Here is a 16,586-nt window from a genome sequence, read left to right as displayed (position 1 = left end):
CGGAACAGCCTCCTTCGCCAGCTAGATGATGGTCTCTTTGGTGACCCGTTTGTAGATGCCGTTGGCCGTAAGCACCAGGATGATGCTGACCACGGAATTGAAGATGCCGATGGCAGTCCCGTAGGAATACCGGCTCAGGTTGATGCCGTAATTCAGCGCGTAAAGATCGAGAACCTCGGAGTAGTCGATGACCAGCTTGTTCCCCAGAAGAAACTGCTTCTCGAAGCCGATGCTGATCAGGTTGCCGATGGAGAGGATCAGGAGCACCATGAAGGTAGGCCGGATCCCCGGGAGCGTAATGTGCCACATACGCTTGAACCGTCCGGCGCCGTCAACGGTGGCCGCCTCGTACATCTCCGGGTCGATGCCCGCCATGGCCGCCAGATAAATGATGGAGTTCCAACCCGTCTCCTTCCAGACGTCGGAGGCGGTGACGATGCCCCAGAACCAGGTTCCCTTAGCCAGAAACTGGACCGGCTCGTCGATGAGATGCAGCGCCATCAGGAGCTGGTTCAGGGCGCCTCCGTCCATGGACAGCATCTTCGTGACCAGACCGGCCACGACCACCCAGGAGACGAAGTGGGGCAGGTAGGAGATCGTCTGGATGGAGCGTTTGAAGAAGGAGCCCCGGATCTCATTCAGCAGCAGAGCGAACAGAATCGGAATCGTAAACCCCGCCACCAGTCCCATGACGCTCATGCCGAGGGTATTCCGGAGAACGAGGTAGAACCGGTCGTCCGTGAACAGCTCCCGGAAATTGTTCAGCCCCACCCACCGCTGGTCCAGAATGCCCCGGCCGGGCTTATACGTCTGGAAGGCCATAAGCCATCCCCACAGGGGAACGTAGCTGAAGACGATCAGCCAGATGACGAACGGCACCGACATCAGATAGAGGTACTTCTGCCGCAGCATGTTCCGGACAAACGTCCCCCGCTTCCTCAGGGCTGCTTCGGCTGGTACAGGATCATGCCGGATTGTGAGCGGTTTCATCTCGTTTGCCCTCCTTCGTTTCACTTCACTTCTCTCGCTCGTGTCCTTATCTTAGCGCATCCGCCGCAGACGGATAACCGAACAAATTCCATCGAATATCATATGAAAATAAGCGCTTTCAATCCGGTGCGTCTTGAATGGTAACAAAAAAACGCAGAGGGTTCTCCCTCTGCGGTAAGTAAAGCATAACTGCGTGATCAATCCTCCCGGACCGGCGCCTGCGGTGCTTTGGCGCGGCTGCCCTTGAAGGAGGAGGGGGAGGTGCCCACATACTTCTTGAACTTGCTGTGGAAGTAATCCACATTGGCGTAGCCCACCCGGTCGGACACCTGGTGCACCTTCAAGCCTTCCCCCAGCAGCTCGATGGCGCGACGGATCCTTACCTTGTCCAGATACGTGTTGAAGCTCTCCCCCGTATGCTGCTTGAACAGCTTGCCCAGATAGCTGCTGTTGTATTTGAACAGGTCCGCCAGCGTCTCCAGCTTCAGGTTCTCGCCATGATGGCGCTGGATGAAGTCCAGAAGCTGCTTCATGACGGTGCCGCTGCTCCGGTTTCCGAGCCGGAACAGGAGCTCGGCCATACGCCCCTGCACCAGCTCCAGCAGGGCACCGTAAAAGGGCTGCCGGTACAGCTCCGGGATGAGCGGCATCGCATCCTGAACCGCCTCCGGCCCATGCGCCGCCGACAGCTTGTTCAGCGCCAGGGTCAGAAGATGGGCGAAGCTCTTCTTCACGGACGCCTCGGAGCAGTCAAAGGCGGTGATCTGGTCCCCGGCCCGTCGCAGCGTGTCCGCAACGCCTTCCCGGCTGCCGATGTCCACCGCATAATACAGCTGCTGCGCCAGCGACTCCAGATCCGGAGGCGTGTCTGCCGCTGGCTTCCCGTTGCCGGATATCGCCCGGTTCCCCGCTCCGCAAAGCTCCTCCACCATAATGTCGCAGCCTTCCATCAGAAAGCTGCGCTTCATGAGCCGCAGGGCCCCGTCGTAGGAGCGCCGAAGGTCAGCCAGCTGCCGGACCGGCTCCCCGGCCGCTGCGATATAGCGGACCTCCCCTGCGCCTTCCCGAAGCCGCGCGTTCACCTCCCGGCGTATGGCCGGCTGGCGGACGTCCTCCTTCAGCAGAAGGCCCACATAAGGCTCCGCTGTGAACAGGCAGCCTGCGCCCGTCTCCTCGAGGAGCTCCGCCCAGCGCTTCCGGACGGCGGCATGCCGTCCGGGCACGGAGGCCTCCTCCCGTCCCAGCTCCAGCAGGATGACCTGGTACATCCGTGCGGCAGGTCCAAGCAGCGGCAGCAGCTCGGCCTCCGCCTCCGCCATAACCGCGGCTTCCGAGGATAAGAGCCGTCCGATCCATTCGTCCCGCCGCACGGCCGTTTCCCGGACCGCCTGGTGCTTCACGGTCTGTTCCCGGTCCAGCAGTGCCCGGACCCGAACCAGCTCCTTCTCCAGCTCTTCCTCGTCCAACGGCTTCAGGATATAGCCGTCCACCCCCTGGACGATGGCCTGCCGGGCGTAAGTAAAGTCCGCATAGCCGCTCAGAATGAGAATATGGCACCGGACATCCGTCTTCCGGATCTCCCCGATGGCCGTCAGTCCGTCCATACCAGGCATCCGGATATCGATGACGATCAGATCCGGCTCCAGCTGGGCGTGCTTCGCCACCGCATCACGCCCGTTGGCGGCGTCGCCGGCCACTGCAAAGCCGTGCGCAGCCCAATTCACGATGGTGCGGAGCCCCGCACGGATGGCCGGCTCGTCATCCACCAGCAATACCTTATACATCGCTACCCGCTCCTCCCGCCGGCACCCGGAAGGAGATCCGTGTCCCCGTTCCGGCGCCGCTGTCTATCCGAAGCCCCACCTGTTCCCCGTACGACAGCACCAAGCGCTGGTGCACGTTCCGGAGCCCGATCCGGTAGGTCTCCTCCTCTTCCATATCCTTCAAGGACGACTCGATCTCCTCCAGACGTTCCTTCTCAATGCCCGTTCCGTTATCGGCCACAAGCACCTGCAGACAGCCGTCCATCAGTCGGGCCGAGATGCGGACAAAGCCGCCGAATTCCACATTATCGAGACCGTGAACGACGGCGTTCTCCACCAGCGGCTGGATGATGAGCGGTGGAATATAGACCTGCAGGCTGTCCTCGTCCGCCTCGATCTCGAACGTCAGCCGCCCGTCGCCGTAACGGAACTTCTGGATCTCCAGGTAATAGCGGACGATCTCCAGCTCTTCCCGGAGCTCGATCCGCCTGGCCCCGATCTCGATGCTGCGCCGCATGAGCTTGCCCAGCAGCTTGACGATGTAGGCAATTTCCGTCTCCCCCTTCACATGGGCCTTCATCCGGATGGACTCCAGCGCATTGTAAAGGAAGTGGGGGTTGATCTGGCTGGCCATCATCTTCAGCTTGATTTCCCGCTGGCGCAGGGCCATCCGGCTCTGCTGACGGTGGGATTCGGCCACCTCGTGCATCAGCCCCCGGATGCTGGCCACCATGTGGTTGAACTGCCGGGCCAGAAGCCCCACTTCATCCCCGCCGTCCACGGTGGAGGTCACGTTCAAGTCCCCCAATGCCACCTTGGACAGCACCTTGTTCAGCAGCAGAAGCCTCCGGGTCAGGAACGACGAGGTAAAATAAATCAGCACCACCGCAATCACCAGGCTGATGATGATGATGGTAAACCCCAGCTTGCTGATCCGTTCCGCTTCTCCTGCGATGCTGGCGATGGCAAACACGGATACGATCTTCAGACCGTTGTGGCTATTCCCCGGCAGCAGCTCCTCGATGACCAGCTTGGAGGGCTTGCCGTCCACCACCATCTCGTACGTGCCCTTCGGCTTGTCGAGCAGATTCCGGGCAAAATCCAGGCTGCCGATATCCCTCCCCACCCAACTGGTGTCCTTTGCGGCCACGACGATGCCCCTGGCATCGAAAATCATCGTATCGAACGGCTCCTGCTTCACGATATCGTTCAGCTCATCCTGGTCGAAGTCAATGACCACGAGTCCATTCGTCCGGTATTCCGGGAAATTGATCTTGCGCACGAGGCTCAGAAAGCGCTGGTTCCCCTTGGTCTCGTCCGGGATGAAGTACCAGCCGATGTTGTCCTTCTTAAGCTCCATCGCCTCCTTATACCAGAATGATGACTGCACCGCCTCGTCCGGATGAAGGAAATCCCAGTTGTTCATCATGGTCGGATTGTTCGTATAGAAGCGTATGTTGTGAATCTCCTGATAGGCGCGGACATGCTCCTTGAAATCCGTATAATCCCAGAACGCCTTCACCTGCTCGAAGGTGGATTCATAGTCCGTGTTGACGACACGGGTAAGCCTTTTGTCGACCAGCAGATTGTTGGAGATCTCGATGGGCATGCGCAGGATGTTGGAGGTCCGGGTCTTGATCTTGTCCACGTTGTTCAGGGTTTGCTGGGTGGCCTGCTTCAGCACCGTCTGGCGGTATTGCACCGTCAGGAAGACGCCGACGATCATGACCGGGATGAAGACGACCAGGATGAAGGAGATCATCAGCTTGTTTTTCAACCGGATGTCGTTGGTCCGGCGGAGCAAGAGATTGGCTTTGCCTGGCATGGGGCCTCCTGGTAAGCGTTTTCTTAATCGAATGTTAGCGGGCCGGACCGTCCTTAACGACGAAGCTGCCTTTACCATAACCTGGAACGGACGCGACCGGATACAGGAGTTATTATACATGAAATCATATGGAAATTAGAGAATTTGGCGAACATATGGGGACCACATCAGTGGCTGCCTTGAAAGTGAAGTTGGCCGGAGACTCTCATCTTGACGGACGGATCGGGATGGGATAAACTAATGTTGAACAGTGTTCAAAACATAAACTTCGTTTAATATATGATGGAGGTGTCCCTATGACCAAGCAGCGGCAGCTTCGCAAGCAGGAGGAGATCCGCCGGACCATCCTGGACGCCGCCCGGCAGATCGTGCTCCGTGAAGGGGTGCAGGGCTTGTCCATCCGAAAGATTACCAGCGCCATCGAATATTCGCCCGCCATCATCTACCATTACTTCAAGGATAAGAACGAGATCGTGGAATCTCTGGTCGGAGAGGGCTATGCCAAGATCCTGGATTCCATCCGCACGCTTCCGAAGAATATCGCTGAGCCGGAGCTTGAGCTGAAGGAGATGTTCACCCGGTACATCCGGGCCGCTCTCGAGGCACCGGAGGAATACAAGGCCTTCATGCTGCAGGAGGACCCAGCCGTGCTGAGCCGGACCAGTCTGCTTGCACGAGGCATCTCCGAGACGAGTCCCACCATGCAGGCGCTCAGCCAGGTCATCGAACGGGGGATCCGCCTGAATCGGTTCGCCGCAGCGGATCCGGAGCTGACTGCCCAGATCCTCTGGACCTCCACCTTCGGGCTCTTGATGAAGCTGATCCTGGAGAAGAATGTGACGGAGGAACAGACGGAACGCCTGATCGAGCGGCATTTTGAACTGCTGTTTCAAGGGTTATTGGGACCGCTTTCCCCCGGATGATCCGGTCCGGTCCCTTCCATTCGAGGAGGATTGAATCCATGAGAACCTTGATCGTCTATGCGACGAAATACGGATGTACGGAGAAATGCGCCGGACTGCTGAAGCACGAGCTTGCTCCGTCCGGAGAAGTGGATTGCGTGAATCTGAAGAAGATGGGACTGCCGGACCTGAGCCGGTACGACCGGGTCATTATCGGGGGCTCCATCTATGCCGGAGGCATTCAGAAGGAGGTCCGCTCCTTCTGTGCCACCCACCTGCCTGTATTGCTGCAGAAGAGGATCGGCCTCTTCATCTGCTGCATGCAGGAGGGCGAGACTGCCGAGCGGGAGCTCCTGCAGAGCTTCCCGGCGGAGCTTGCAGCCCACGCATCCGCTAAGGAACCCTTCGGCGGGGAGTTCATCTTCAAGCGGATGAGCCTGCTGGACCGGTTCATCGCTTGGAAGGTGGCCAAGATCGAAACGGACACCTCCACCCTGTCGGAGGAGAAGATCCGGCGTTTCACCCAGCAGATCACCTGTGCTTGACTCTAGAATGCGAGAAGGGGCCGTCCCTTGCCGGTATATACACCGGCAAGCGGAACAGCCCCTTTGTGTTTTACCACTCGATGATCTTGCCGCGATCCAGAATTTTTCCGGATTCGAGCAAGGACGTCAGAATGACGATATCTTCCGCCGGAAGGTGGAAAGTTTTGACCATCGCTTCATGAAGCGACATGGTGATCCGGCGCACGTCGCTTTCCTCCCATCGGCTGGGCAGGCACAGCCGGACCATGGCCTTATAGGCCTTGCCCGCCTGGTGCACATGCTCCATGACCGTTACCGTAATATCCTTCAGGCTGATCTTCGCCAAGGAGCTCCAGGCTCCCATCAGCTTCTCGGTCTGCTCTTCGCTTACCGGGAGGTCCTTCCCTACATAGATGAATGCCATTGGCATCTCGAGCACCGCCTTTCTTCTGACCGGCGAACCGGTTCTATTCTACTTCTCCGCAGCTGGCCCATCTCCTCCTTGTACCGGTGACAGATCGGTTCTCTTCCGTTCTTCCAGTCCGGCTCAACAGGGTTCGTCCCTATCCCCCATCCTTCCCCAAAGGTTCCCATTTTACATCAAAGGAGCTTGGAAGCCCGATGTAGAACCCCTTAATCCATAAGCTGGAATGACCTTTTCCAGCCCCCGGAAGGAGATGGTCCCGGATCATGAAGCGACGAAACCTACGCACTTCCCTCCTGGCAGCCACCCTCGCAGGCTGCGCCGCTGTCCTGCTTCCGATGTGGGGGGTCTCCGCTCAGGAGCAGGAGACGCTCTACCTCATCGCGTATGACCAAAGCCTGCCGGCCGGCTACGAGGCCGACATACAACAAGCGGGAGGGCGCGTCGCCGCCGTCTCCCCGGAGCTTCGCGCAATAGCTGCCGTCTCCGGCAGGGACATCTTCCTGCCGGCTCTGACTGCGGCAGGTCCGCCGCTGGAGGCGGCCGGTCCCATGGATGCCGCTCCGGATGCATGCCCGGGAACGGATACTGGGGACGTCGTGAAACCTCACGCCCCGGTGAGCCTATCCGCCCTCGATGCGGAGTGGAGCTTCCAACGGGACATGGAGCGTTACGCTGCCGCCGGCGGGATCGGTTCTCCAAAGGAGACTGCGGAGGGCGAAGCTGGGCGAGGCGAGGCTGATCGGGGGCCCCCCGGCGAAGCAGCTCCGCTTACCCCGGGAACCGCCTCCGGCACCGCCTCAGACCGGTTCTTCGGAGCCGCAGGGGATCTGGCCGACGCCGTGCGGACGAGCCGGTCCGAGGTCCAGCTCCCCCCGTCCGCGTTCTGTGCCGCACCCGGCTCAGCCGGACGCGTGCTGCTCCAGCGGGCGCTCCTGCACGCTGCGGCGAACGGCGTCTCGGTGACGGTGATGCGGTGACCGTATTCCGGTGACGGCGGAAGAGCCTTGATTCAAGCCCAAAAAGCCGCTCTCCGGCATGCTGAACGACAGCATGGGTCAGGAGAGCGGCTGTTCGGGCGCATCCAGCGCCCGCTGTTAGAACGACATCGTGTACTCGGCTCCTTCGGACACTTGGAATTCCAGCCAGCCGTCCGCCAGGACTTGATACGCTGCGGCTTCCCCATCTGCCGTCCGCATGGACGCCGGCGCGGAGGAGGCCCATACGCGGCACGTCCCGCTACGCGCGGCTGCGATGACGGCCTCCACAGGCTGCCCGCCGGCCCAGCGGATGCCCACCGTATAGCCGCCCCGGGCCCGGAGGCCGGAGACCCGGCCCCCGGGCCATTCGGAAGGCAGCGCGGGCAGCAGGCGCAGGCCTCCGGCATGGCTCTGGAGCAGGCACTCCGCGATGCCGGACGTTCCGCCGAAGTTCCCGTCGATCTGGAAGGGCGGGTGGGCATCGAATAGATTCGGATAGGACGAGCGGGCCAAGAGCGTCCGGATGTACCGGTTGGCGGCTTCCCCGTCCCGTAATCGAGCGAAGAGATGGATGAGCCAGGCACAGCTCCAGCCCGTATGGCCTCCGCCATGGGCGAGACGGTGCTCCAGCGAGCGCCGGCAGGCTTCGGCCAGCTCCGGCGTCGTATCCGGATCGATCCGGCTTCCCGGATAGAGGCTGAACAGATGGGACACGTGGCGGTGCCCAGGCTCCGACTCCCGGAAGCCGGTCTGCCACTCCTGGAGCCGCCCGTCCGGTCCGATCTTAAGAGGCGCCAGCTGGACGCTTGCCGCATGGAGCTCCTCGAGAAGCTCCGGATCGGCATCCAAGAGCCGGGCAGCGTCCGCCACCCGGTCGAACAGCTCCCGGATGATGGACAGGTCCATGGCCGAGCCCATGGTCACGCTGGCCACCTCCCCGTCCGGCGTGAGGAAGGTATTCTCCGGCGATGTGGAGGGGGAGGTGGTCCGCTCCCCCTCCGGTGTCTCCACAAGCCAATCGAGGCAGAACCGGGCCGAATCCCGGAGCATCGGATACACCTCCTCCAGAAAAGCCCGGTCCGGCTGGAATTCGTAATGCTCGTAGAGATGCAGAGCCAGCCACGGTCCGCCCATGGGCCAGAACGCCCACATGGCTCGGCCGTCCGAGGGACCGGCCTGCCGCCACAGATCCACATTATGATGGGCGGTCCAGCCGCGGCAGCCATAGTGGATCCGAGCCGTTCTGGCGCCGCTCCGGGCCAGATCCCGGATCAGGTCCAGAAGCGGCAGATGGCATTCCGCCAGGTTCGCCACCTCCGCCGGCCAATAGTTCATCTGGGTGTTGATATTCGTCGTGTAATCGCTGTTCCAGGGCGGCTGGACGTGCGGATTCCAGATTCCCTGCAGATTGGCGGGCTGGGTGCCCGGGCGGGAGCTGGCCAGCAGCAGATAGCGGCCGTATTGGAAGTACAGCGCGGCCAACTCTGGATCCGGCGCCCCCTCGCGGTAGGCTGCCAAACGCTGATCCGTAGGCAGCTCCGATTGGGGCGTACGGGCCAGCTCCAGCACCGCCCGGCGGAATGGAGCTCCGTGCTCCTCCAGGTGCCGGGACATAAGCTCCGCATATTCCCGGTCCAGAGCAGGGAGCAGCGGCCCGGCGGCCCGATCGCAGAGAGAAACCGGCCCCGTCCCGGGCTCCCGGTCGAAGCCGCAGTAATCTGTTGCGCCGGACAGGAGGAAGGTGGCCCACCGGCATCCCTTCACCTGCAAGGCTCCGTCGCGCAGCGCAACCGTCCCGCCATCGTCCGTCTTAACGGCCAGACGGACCTGGAACGAGAGGCCCCGATCTGCCTCGTACAGAACCGGATCGGGGTGGTCTCCCTTCCAATTGTCTGCGACATGGGACGGTGCCCGTCCCTGCAGGATCAGCTGGAGGGGCCTGCCGGAGTCCGCCTCAGCAGGCTCTAGGAACGCAGCGGGATGGGGGCACTCCAGCCCCGCCGACAGATGGAGCGGCTCCTCCCCCTCCGCTTCAACCCGAATCACCAGGACCTGATCGGGCGCACTGATGAACATTTCACGGACATAGGCGGCACCCTCTGATGTGCGGAACCGGGTGCGGGCGCAAGCCTCCTCCAGGTCCAGCTCCCGGACATAGTCCACTGTCTGCGGGAGCCCTTCCTGCGTGAGGATCAGGTCGCACAGAGGCTGGTAAGCGGCCACCGCTTCCCCGACCATATGCGCTTCCACGATCCGCTCCGCCTCCGCATAACGGCCGCCGGCAATCATCTCCCGGACCCGCTTCAGATGGCGAAGCGCTTCGTAATTGGCCGTATCGCGGGGGAAGCCGGACCACAGCGTATCCTCATTCAGCTGGATCCGTTCCCTCTCGATGCCTCCGAATACCATAGCTCCCAAGCGGCCGTTGCCGAGAGGCAGCGCCTCCTCCCATACGGAGGCCGGCTGCCGGTACCACAGCCGCCAGGGCTTGAGGGAAGATGCCGCAGGATCCGGTTGTTGCGGGAATGCCATGACGTTCTCTCCTTCCTCCATGCAGACGAATTAGCCCAAACGGATGGTCAGCCGCACATGGGTGGTCCCCGCCGAGATGCGGACCTCTCCATTCTCCAGCTCAGCCCCCTCGCCGTCCACCGAGACGACGGTGCCCATCCCCTTCAGCGCCAAGCGGAAAGGCTTGCCGGCGGTGTCCGCCTGCAGGGTCACAGCGCTGCCTGCACGGACGGCGGTTGCGGTGAGCTCCGGCGCACCGCCGGTATTGCGGACCGTTACCTGGGCGGAACGGCCGTCCTCCAAGGCGTACAGGCCCAGCTCCACCCCGTCGGCATAATCGTAATCGGGCCGGTTCTCCTCTTGGCCCATCGCTAGGAAGGCATTGGGACGGACGAAGAGCGGAAGCTCCAGGTAGCCGCAGGTCATCTTCCTCCAGCTCCCGCCACGGACGTTCTCCCCGGTCAGGAGGCAGGTCCAGCTGCCCTCGGGCAAATAATAAGAGACTTGGCCGTTCTCCTGAAAGACCGGAGCCACCAGCAGGCTCTCGCCCAGCATGTATTGGCGGTCGAGGAATTCGCAGGTGGGATCCTCCGGAAACTCCAGCACCATGGCCCGCATGGACGGCAGTCCCTCCTCATGGGCCTGGTGGGCGGTTTCCCACAGATAAGGCATGAGACGGGCCTTCAGCTTGGTGAAGAATCGGGTTACCTCCACCGCCTCCTCGTCGTACGCCCACGGCACCCGGTAAGAACGGCTGCCGTGAAGCCGGCTGTGGCTGGACAGCAGCCCGAAGGCCAGCCAACGCTTGAAGACATGGGCCGGCGCCGTATTCTCGAAGCCGCCGATATCATGGCTCCAGAAGCCGAAGCCGGTCAGTCCCAAGGACAGTCCGCCGCGAAGGCTCTCCGCCATGGACGGGTAGTCGGCATAGCAATCACCGCCCCAATGAACCGGGAACTTCTGGCCGCCGACGGTGGCCGAACGGGCGAACACCGTAGCCTGGCCCTTGCCGAGCTTCTCCTCCAGGACGCCGAAGACGACCTTGTTGTACAGGTAGGTGTAATAGTTGTGCATCTTCACCGGATCCGAGCCGTCATGGTAGACCACGTTCGTCGGAATCCGCTCGCCGAAGTCGGTTTTGAAGCTGTCCACCCCCATGTCCACCAGCTCCCGCAGGTACCCGGCATACCAATCGCAGGCGGCAGGGTTGGTAAAGTCCACCAAGGCCATGCCCGGCTGCCACAGGTCCCACTGCCAGACGTCGCCGTTGGCTTTGCGGACCAGATAACCGTGCTCCATGCCCTCCCGGAAGAGCCGGGAGCGCTGGGCGATATAAGGATTGATCCAGACGCAGATCTTCAAGCCCTTCTCCTTCAGACGGGTCAGCATCCCTCGCGGATCGGGAAAGACGCGCTCGTCCCACTTGAAGTCCGTCCAATGGAATTCCCGCATCCAGAAGCAGTCGAAGTGGAAGACGCGCAGGGGCAGATCCCGCTCCGCCATGCCGTCTACAAAAGAACTGACGGTCGCTTCGTCGTAGTCCGTCGTGAAGGAGGTGGACAGCCACAGGCCGAAGGTCCAGGCCGGCGGAAGGGCCGGCTTGCCGGTCAGATCCGTATATCTGCGCAGCACGTCCTTCAGGGTCGGGCCGTCGATGATGAAGTATTCCAGGGATTCGCCGGGAATACTGAACTGTACCTTCTTCACCTTCTCCGATGCGATCTCGTAGGAGACCCGCTCCGGCTGGTTGACGAAGACCCCATAGCCCTTGCTGCTTACGTAGAACGGAATATTCTTATACGTCTGCTCCGAGCTGGTTCCGCCATCCTCGTTCCAGATATCGACGGTTTGCCCGTTCTTCACGAAAGGGGTGAAGCGCTCGCCCAAGCCATAGATATATTCCCCCACACCCAAGTCCAGCTCCTCGCGCATGTAGGCCCGTTCCTTGCCTTCCTTCACGTAAGCCATGGATTTGGTACCGCTTCCGGTAATACGCTCGCCGTCGCGAAGGAAGTCCACGGCCCAGTCGGGCCCTTTGCGAATACGCACGGAGAGACTGCCGCTGGTCAGAACCACCGCTTCCTCGGTCTCCAGGATGCTGACCGGATCATCTGCTGCAGGCGTCAGCTCGAAGGCCGGACCGCGCTCCCGAACCCCTTCATGGTGAACCAGCTTCACACCGATGACGCCCGGCATGGGGCTGTGGAACCGAACGGTCAGGAGCATGGTGTCCAGCATATTGGAGCGGTTTACGATAGGACGGGGAGAGGCATAGGCCGTCAGAACTCCCTCCCGCACCTCGAAATCATGAACCATCTGAGCCCCCTGCACTGTAAAGCCTTCCCGAATCAGCCAATTGCCGTCAGTAAATTTCATGGATCTTCCGTCCTTCCGCTTGGAATTCGGCTGCCGATGCGTAAGCAGGTTGTGCCATTGGACCGAGCCGCACTATAATAGCATTATAATGCTGACTTGATGGACGGAAGTATCACGATTCCAGCAGTATATAGCATAATTTTGACGGAGGTGGCGCGATGGATGCGAATACCCGGCTGCTGCTCCGGGAGAACCGGGCCCATGGGGACGACCGCTTCCCCCTGATGGTCTACCGGATGGACATCGGACGGGGAGAATCGGTCTTGGATTGCCACTGGCATGACGAGGCCGAATTCTTCTACGTGGCAGAGGGGCAGGTGCTGTTCCAGGCGGATACGGAAACCTTCCCGCTCCGGACCGGGGAGGCCGCCTTCATTGACGGGGGAGATATCCATGCGGCATTCTCTCCAGACGCCTCCCCCTGCACTTATTACGCCATCGTCTTCGAAATGCGCCTCTTGGACGGCCTGCATTATGATGCCGTACAGGAAATGTCCGTGGCTCCGCTCCGGGAACGAACCCTGACTTTCCCCCGCCGCATCCGTCCCGGCACGGATTGGGAGACGGCGCTGCTCCGTTCGGTCGAAGCCATCCTTCAGACCTACCACGAGGGCCGGCCCGGCTTTCAGACCGCCATCAAGGGGCATCTGTTCCTCATGCTGTCCCGAATTGCCGAAGAAGGCCGGGCCGCGAACCGGAGCCAAGCCTCCCCGGGCGGAGCCCGTACGGAGCGACTGAAGAAGACGCTCCTCTACATGCAGGAGCATTACGGCCGCCCCATCCGGATCCGGGAGCTGGCCGGGCTCATCCCCATGAGCGAGAGCCAGTTCTGCCGGTTCTTCAAAGCAATGACCCGGCAGACGCCCGTAGAGTACTTGAACGCGTACCGGATCAAGATGGCCGTGGAGCTTCTCCGGCATACGGACCGGAAAGTGTCCGACATCGCCATGGAGGTGGGCTTCGACCACATCAGCTATTTCATCAAGGTGTTCCAGCGGATCATGCGGGCGACTCCAGCCGAATTCCGGAGCATGCAGACACAGGGAAACGGCATGACGGACCGCGCCGCCATGCCGTAGACTTCACAGTATCTTCTCGAACAGGCTGGCGCTCCAATGCTGCCGGTCCATTCGGGCCTGATAGACGTATCCGGCTTCCCGGTAGAAGCGGTTCAAGCGGGCGTTATCCGCCATACAATCCAGCCGCGCCCTGCTTCGGCCCGCTTCGCGGATGAAGTCCTCCGCGCAGGCGAGCAGCCGCTCTCCGATCCGCCGCCCCTTCCAGCCCCGGGCGACCGCCAGCCGGTGTATGTAGCCGGCCTGCTCCGCGTCGTTGCGCTCCTGCCAGATGAAGGGATCGGACCACTGCAGGGAGAAGGTGCCTGCCAGCTCTCCGTTCCCGCCGTCCCCCCAGGCCGTATACAATTCCGTCCTCGCATGATGCTCCCTCACCGTCTCCATCGTAAAAGATCCGGGTCTCCACTGAAGAATCCCCTTGGACCATATCCAATCCGCCGCCTCCAGCCACAGCTCCAGCACGGCTGGCAGCTCCTCCTCTGAAGCCCGGGCAATCCGAAGCCCGCCGGGTTCCGTATCCAACCGGATCGTCCTCATCCTCAGCACCTCCGAAATGTTCATATAAAATCCCTAAATCATTTGTCGATTCTTTTCGATAAATGTTGTATCATGGCGATAGGAGGGATGACAAAATGGAAACAAAACGTATCTTTCTTTTCCGGGGTTGGCTGCTGGGCACGCTGATGTGCATTCCTTTTTGGGCGCTGGTCTTGACTTACTTGTGGATTCGTTGAATAGACAGACCTAGGGCTCCCGGCTTCGGCCAGGTGTTCTTTTTTTGGGCTTTTGCCCGTGTCAAACCTCGCCCCAATAGATTTCGGTCCGGTAATCGAAGCTGATCCTGCCGTCTTCCTGATTCGCATCGAACAGCTCCCGGAGCTCTTCCATCAGGGGCTCATAGTTCGGCTGTCCGGGAAGCGGACAGTAAGAGGAGGACAGCAGTCTTCCCTTCAGGCTCTCAAAGTCCAGCAGCTGGCAGAAGGGATAGTCCGATAGCCCCGGTCCCCCGTTCCGGAAGAAGGACCGGAGCGTCTCCTGGGTAATGCTCTTGTGACCGACCTGCTCATAACCGGTGCAGTACGTCTGAAGCAGCCGTTCATAGCCTTCCCGGAACGAAGTGCCTGCCGTCTGCCGGGAGTTCCAGATCAGCGCTACCCTCCCGCCCGGTCGCAGGATCCTACGGAACTCCGCGAGTGCGGCGGTACGGTCGAACCAGTGGAAGGACTGGGCGCAGACCACATGATCCACGGAGCGATCCCCAAGACCCGTCGCTTCCGCCGACCCGGGTATGGCATGGAATTCCGGAGCTCCTCCCAGTGCCGCGACCGCAGCCTCCCGCATGTCCTTATTGGGCTCCACGGCCCACACCCGGCTTCCCCGTTCCAATAACAGCCGGGAGAAAATCCCCGTGCCCGCTCCCACATCCGCCACCTCGGCCCCCGGCCGGAGACCGACCGTCCGATATAAGAAATCCAAGGCCTCCTCCGGATATGCAGGCCGGTACTTCACATACGTCTCCACCCGGCTCGAAAACCGCTCCTTGCTGTCCATGCCATCCTCTCCCCTCATCAACTGTGGTCCCGACCCCGATCCGATCGGGCATTCAAATTCATCATACCGGGGACTCCTGCGAAAGTAAAACAGGCGGCCGGTGCAGGACATTCCCGCGCCAACCGCCCTTACAGACTATCCTTTTTGTTTCCCGAGACGGATCACGTTCCAGGACGCCTTCGGCAGCTGCGCCTCCAGAAGTCCCGCTTGAAGCGTGGATTTGCCGCCTGCATGCGGGGCAACCCGCTCCTCCCCCGCGCGGTTGACGGCCTTCAGGTCGTCGTGCTCCAGCACCAGATGCTCGAGGATCCGGAAGCCCTCGAAGCTGCGCACGTCGCAATCCAGAAGCAGCGGCTCCGACAGATGCCGGTTGACCGCGAAGATCGTCAGCTCCTCCGCTTCTTCATTGTAGACTCCCGTCGCGTCCAGATACGGCACGTCGGAGAAGTCCTTGGTGTCGTGCAGCGGCGAGGAGAGGACCGGACTCAGTGCGGTGCCCCGTCCGTACCGGGAGGCATGGAGGTACGGATAGAAGATGGTCTGCCGCCAGGAGCGGCCCCCGGTCTCCGTCATGATCGGGGCGATGACGTTGACCAACTGGGCCAGACAAGCCATCTTGACCCGATCGGCATGCTTCAGGAAGGTAATGAGCATGGAGCCCACCAACAGGGCATCCTCGAAGGTGTAGATATCCTCAAGCTGCGGCGGGGCGATGCTCCAAGGCTCCCGTTTGCTGTCCGCCGTATGGGAATGGTACCAGACGTTCCACTCGTCGAAGCTCAGGTGGATCGTTTTTTTGCTGCGCTTCTTGGCCTTGACGTAGTCGCAGGTGGAAACGACGGTCTGGATGAACCGGTCCATATCCACCGCCTTGGCGATGAAATTGGCCGTATCGTTCTCCTGATTGCCGTAGTACTGGTGAAGCGAGATATAATCGACGGCATCGTAGGTATGCTCCAGCACCGTCGCCTCCCATTGGGGGAAGGTGGGCATGTTGGAGTGGGAGCTGCCGCACGCCACCAGCTCAATGGAGGGATCGACCCAGCGCATGACCTTGGCCGTCTCCACAGCCAGACGTCCGTACTCCTCCGCCGTCTTATGGCCGATCTGCCAGGGGCCGTCCATCTCGTTGCCGAGGCACCAGGTCTTGATGTTATGAGGCTTCGCATAGCCGTGGGAACGGCGGAGATCGCTGTACTTGCTGCCGCCCTCGATGTTGCAGTACTCGATCAGATCCCGCGCCGCATCTATGCCTCTTGTGCCCAGATTGACCGCCATCATCACGTCGCTGCCCGCCTGCTTCGCCCACTCCACGAACTCGTTGGTGCCGACCTGGTTGGGCTCGATGGTTCTCCAGGCCAGCTCCAGCCGGCTAGGACGTTCATTCAGGGGACCCACGCCATCCTCCCAGTTATAGCCCGACACGAAGTTGCCGCCGGGATACCGGATGATGGGAACATCCAGCTCCTTCACCAAGCCGAGCACGTCCTGCCGGAAGCCTTTCCCGTCCGCCGCAGGATGTCCTGGCTCGTAGATTCCCCCGTACACCGCCCGTCCCAGATGCTCGATAAAGGAACCGTAGATCCGCTTGTCTACCGGAGCCAGCTTAAAATCCCGGTCCAACACCATCTTCGCCTTCAGCATTCTCCAACCGCCTCCCAGAT

13 protein-coding genes are annotated in these 16,586 nt (G+C 61.2%); 4 read left to right on the top strand and 9 right to left on the bottom strand.

Translation table 11 applies throughout. The features are described from left to right. Window positions 1-21: 21 nt before the first annotated feature. From ACSEXW_RS10605 to ACSEXW_RS10595, 3 genes are all read right to left on the bottom strand, one after another. Complete coding sequence (locus ACSEXW_RS10605) at window positions 22-990, bottom strand: ABC transporter permease (RefSeq protein ID WP_438446103.1); 969 nt, start codon at window positions 988-990, stop codon at window positions 22-24. Between the two features lie 197 nt (window positions 991-1,187). After that, window positions 1,188-2,774, bottom strand: coding sequence for a response regulator transcription factor (locus tag ACSEXW_RS10600; protein WP_438446102.1), 1,587 nt, complete (start codon window positions 2,772-2,774; stop codon window positions 1,188-1,190). Beyond that, window positions 2,767-4,578 (bottom strand): sensor histidine kinase, encoded by a 1,812-nt coding sequence (locus ACSEXW_RS10595; protein WP_438446101.1) that lies wholly within the window; start codon window positions 4,576-4,578, stop codon window positions 2,767-2,769. Before ACSEXW_RS10595 ends, ACSEXW_RS10600 begins: the two co-directional genes overlap by 8 nt. 296 nt (window positions 4,579-4,874) lie before the next feature. Here ACSEXW_RS10595 and ACSEXW_RS10590 point away from each other — a divergent pair, with 296 nt between their 5' ends. Together ACSEXW_RS10590 and ACSEXW_RS10585 are read left to right on the top strand one after the other, a co-directional pair. Next, window positions 4,875-5,501 carry a TetR/AcrR family transcriptional regulator gene (locus ACSEXW_RS10590; protein WP_438446100.1) on the top strand — a complete coding sequence of 209 codons (627 nt, stop codon included), beginning with the start codon at window positions 4,875-4,877 and terminating at the stop codon, window positions 5,499-5,501. Between the two features lie 38 nt (window positions 5,502-5,539). Then, window positions 5,540-6,025, top strand: coding sequence for a flavodoxin domain-containing protein (locus ACSEXW_RS10585; RefSeq protein WP_438446099.1), 486 nt, complete (start codon window positions 5,540-5,542; stop codon window positions 6,023-6,025). A gap of 70 nt (window positions 6,026-6,095) precedes the next feature. Here the strand turns inward: ACSEXW_RS10585 and ACSEXW_RS10580 are convergent, their stop codons facing one another. Next, window positions 6,096-6,434, bottom strand: coding sequence for a hypothetical protein (locus ACSEXW_RS10580; protein WP_438446098.1), 339 nt, complete (start codon window positions 6,432-6,434; stop codon window positions 6,096-6,098). 260 nt (window positions 6,435-6,694) lie between these two features. On the opposite strand from ACSEXW_RS10580, the gene ACSEXW_RS10575 reads away from it, so the two are divergent. After that, window positions 6,695-7,408, top strand: coding sequence for a hypothetical protein (locus ACSEXW_RS10575; protein ID WP_438446097.1), 714 nt, complete (start codon window positions 6,695-6,697; stop codon window positions 7,406-7,408). Window positions 7,409-7,525: 117 nt separating this feature from the next. On the opposite strand, the gene ACSEXW_RS10570 is transcribed toward ACSEXW_RS10575, so the two are convergent. Both ACSEXW_RS10570 and yicI read right to left on the bottom strand, forming a co-directional pair. Further along, on the bottom strand, window positions 7,526-9,940 hold the full coding sequence (locus ACSEXW_RS10570) for a glycoside hydrolase family 95 protein (RefSeq protein ID WP_438446096.1): 2,415 nt from the start codon (window positions 9,938-9,940) through the stop codon (window positions 7,526-7,528). Between the two features lie 30 nt (window positions 9,941-9,970). Then, window positions 9,971-12,295 (bottom strand): alpha-xylosidase, encoded by a 2,325-nt coding sequence (gene yicI / locus ACSEXW_RS10565; protein ID WP_438446095.1) that lies wholly within the window; start codon window positions 12,293-12,295, stop codon window positions 9,971-9,973. A 158-nt stretch (window positions 12,296-12,453) separates the two neighbouring features. Between yicI and ACSEXW_RS10560 the strand changes: the two genes are divergently transcribed. Continuing rightward, a complete protein-coding gene (locus ACSEXW_RS10560) occupies window positions 12,454-13,374 on the top strand; it encodes an AraC family transcriptional regulator (protein ID WP_438446094.1) in 921 nt (306 codons plus the stop codon). Between the two features lie 3 nt (window positions 13,375-13,377). Here ACSEXW_RS10560 and ACSEXW_RS10555 read toward each other — a convergent pair whose 3' ends face one another. From ACSEXW_RS10555 to arfA, 3 genes are all read right to left on the bottom strand, one after another. After that, window positions 13,378-13,908 (bottom strand): GNAT family N-acetyltransferase, encoded by a 531-nt coding sequence (locus tag ACSEXW_RS10555; protein WP_438446093.1) that lies wholly within the window; start codon window positions 13,906-13,908, stop codon window positions 13,378-13,380. A gap of 258 nt (window positions 13,909-14,166) precedes the next feature. Next, window positions 14,167-14,922 (bottom strand): class I SAM-dependent methyltransferase, encoded by a 756-nt coding sequence (locus ACSEXW_RS10550; RefSeq protein ID WP_438446092.1) that lies wholly within the window; start codon window positions 14,920-14,922, stop codon window positions 14,167-14,169. 135 nt (window positions 14,923-15,057) lie between these two features. After that, window positions 15,058-16,566 carry an arabinosylfuranosidase ArfA gene (arfA, locus tag ACSEXW_RS10545; protein WP_438446091.1) on the bottom strand — a complete coding sequence of 503 codons (1,509 nt, stop codon included), beginning with the start codon at window positions 16,564-16,566 and terminating at the stop codon, window positions 15,058-15,060. Window positions 16,567-16,586 lie beyond the last annotated feature (20 nt).

It is taken from the genome of Oryzibacillus soli (genome assembly GCF_051594765.1).
Classification (GTDB): domain Bacteria; phylum Bacillota; class Bacilli; order Paenibacillales; family NBRC-103111; genus Paenibacillus_AR.
Note: the sequence above shows the minus strand (reverse complement) of the source record. Positions and strands in the feature narration are given on the sequence as shown.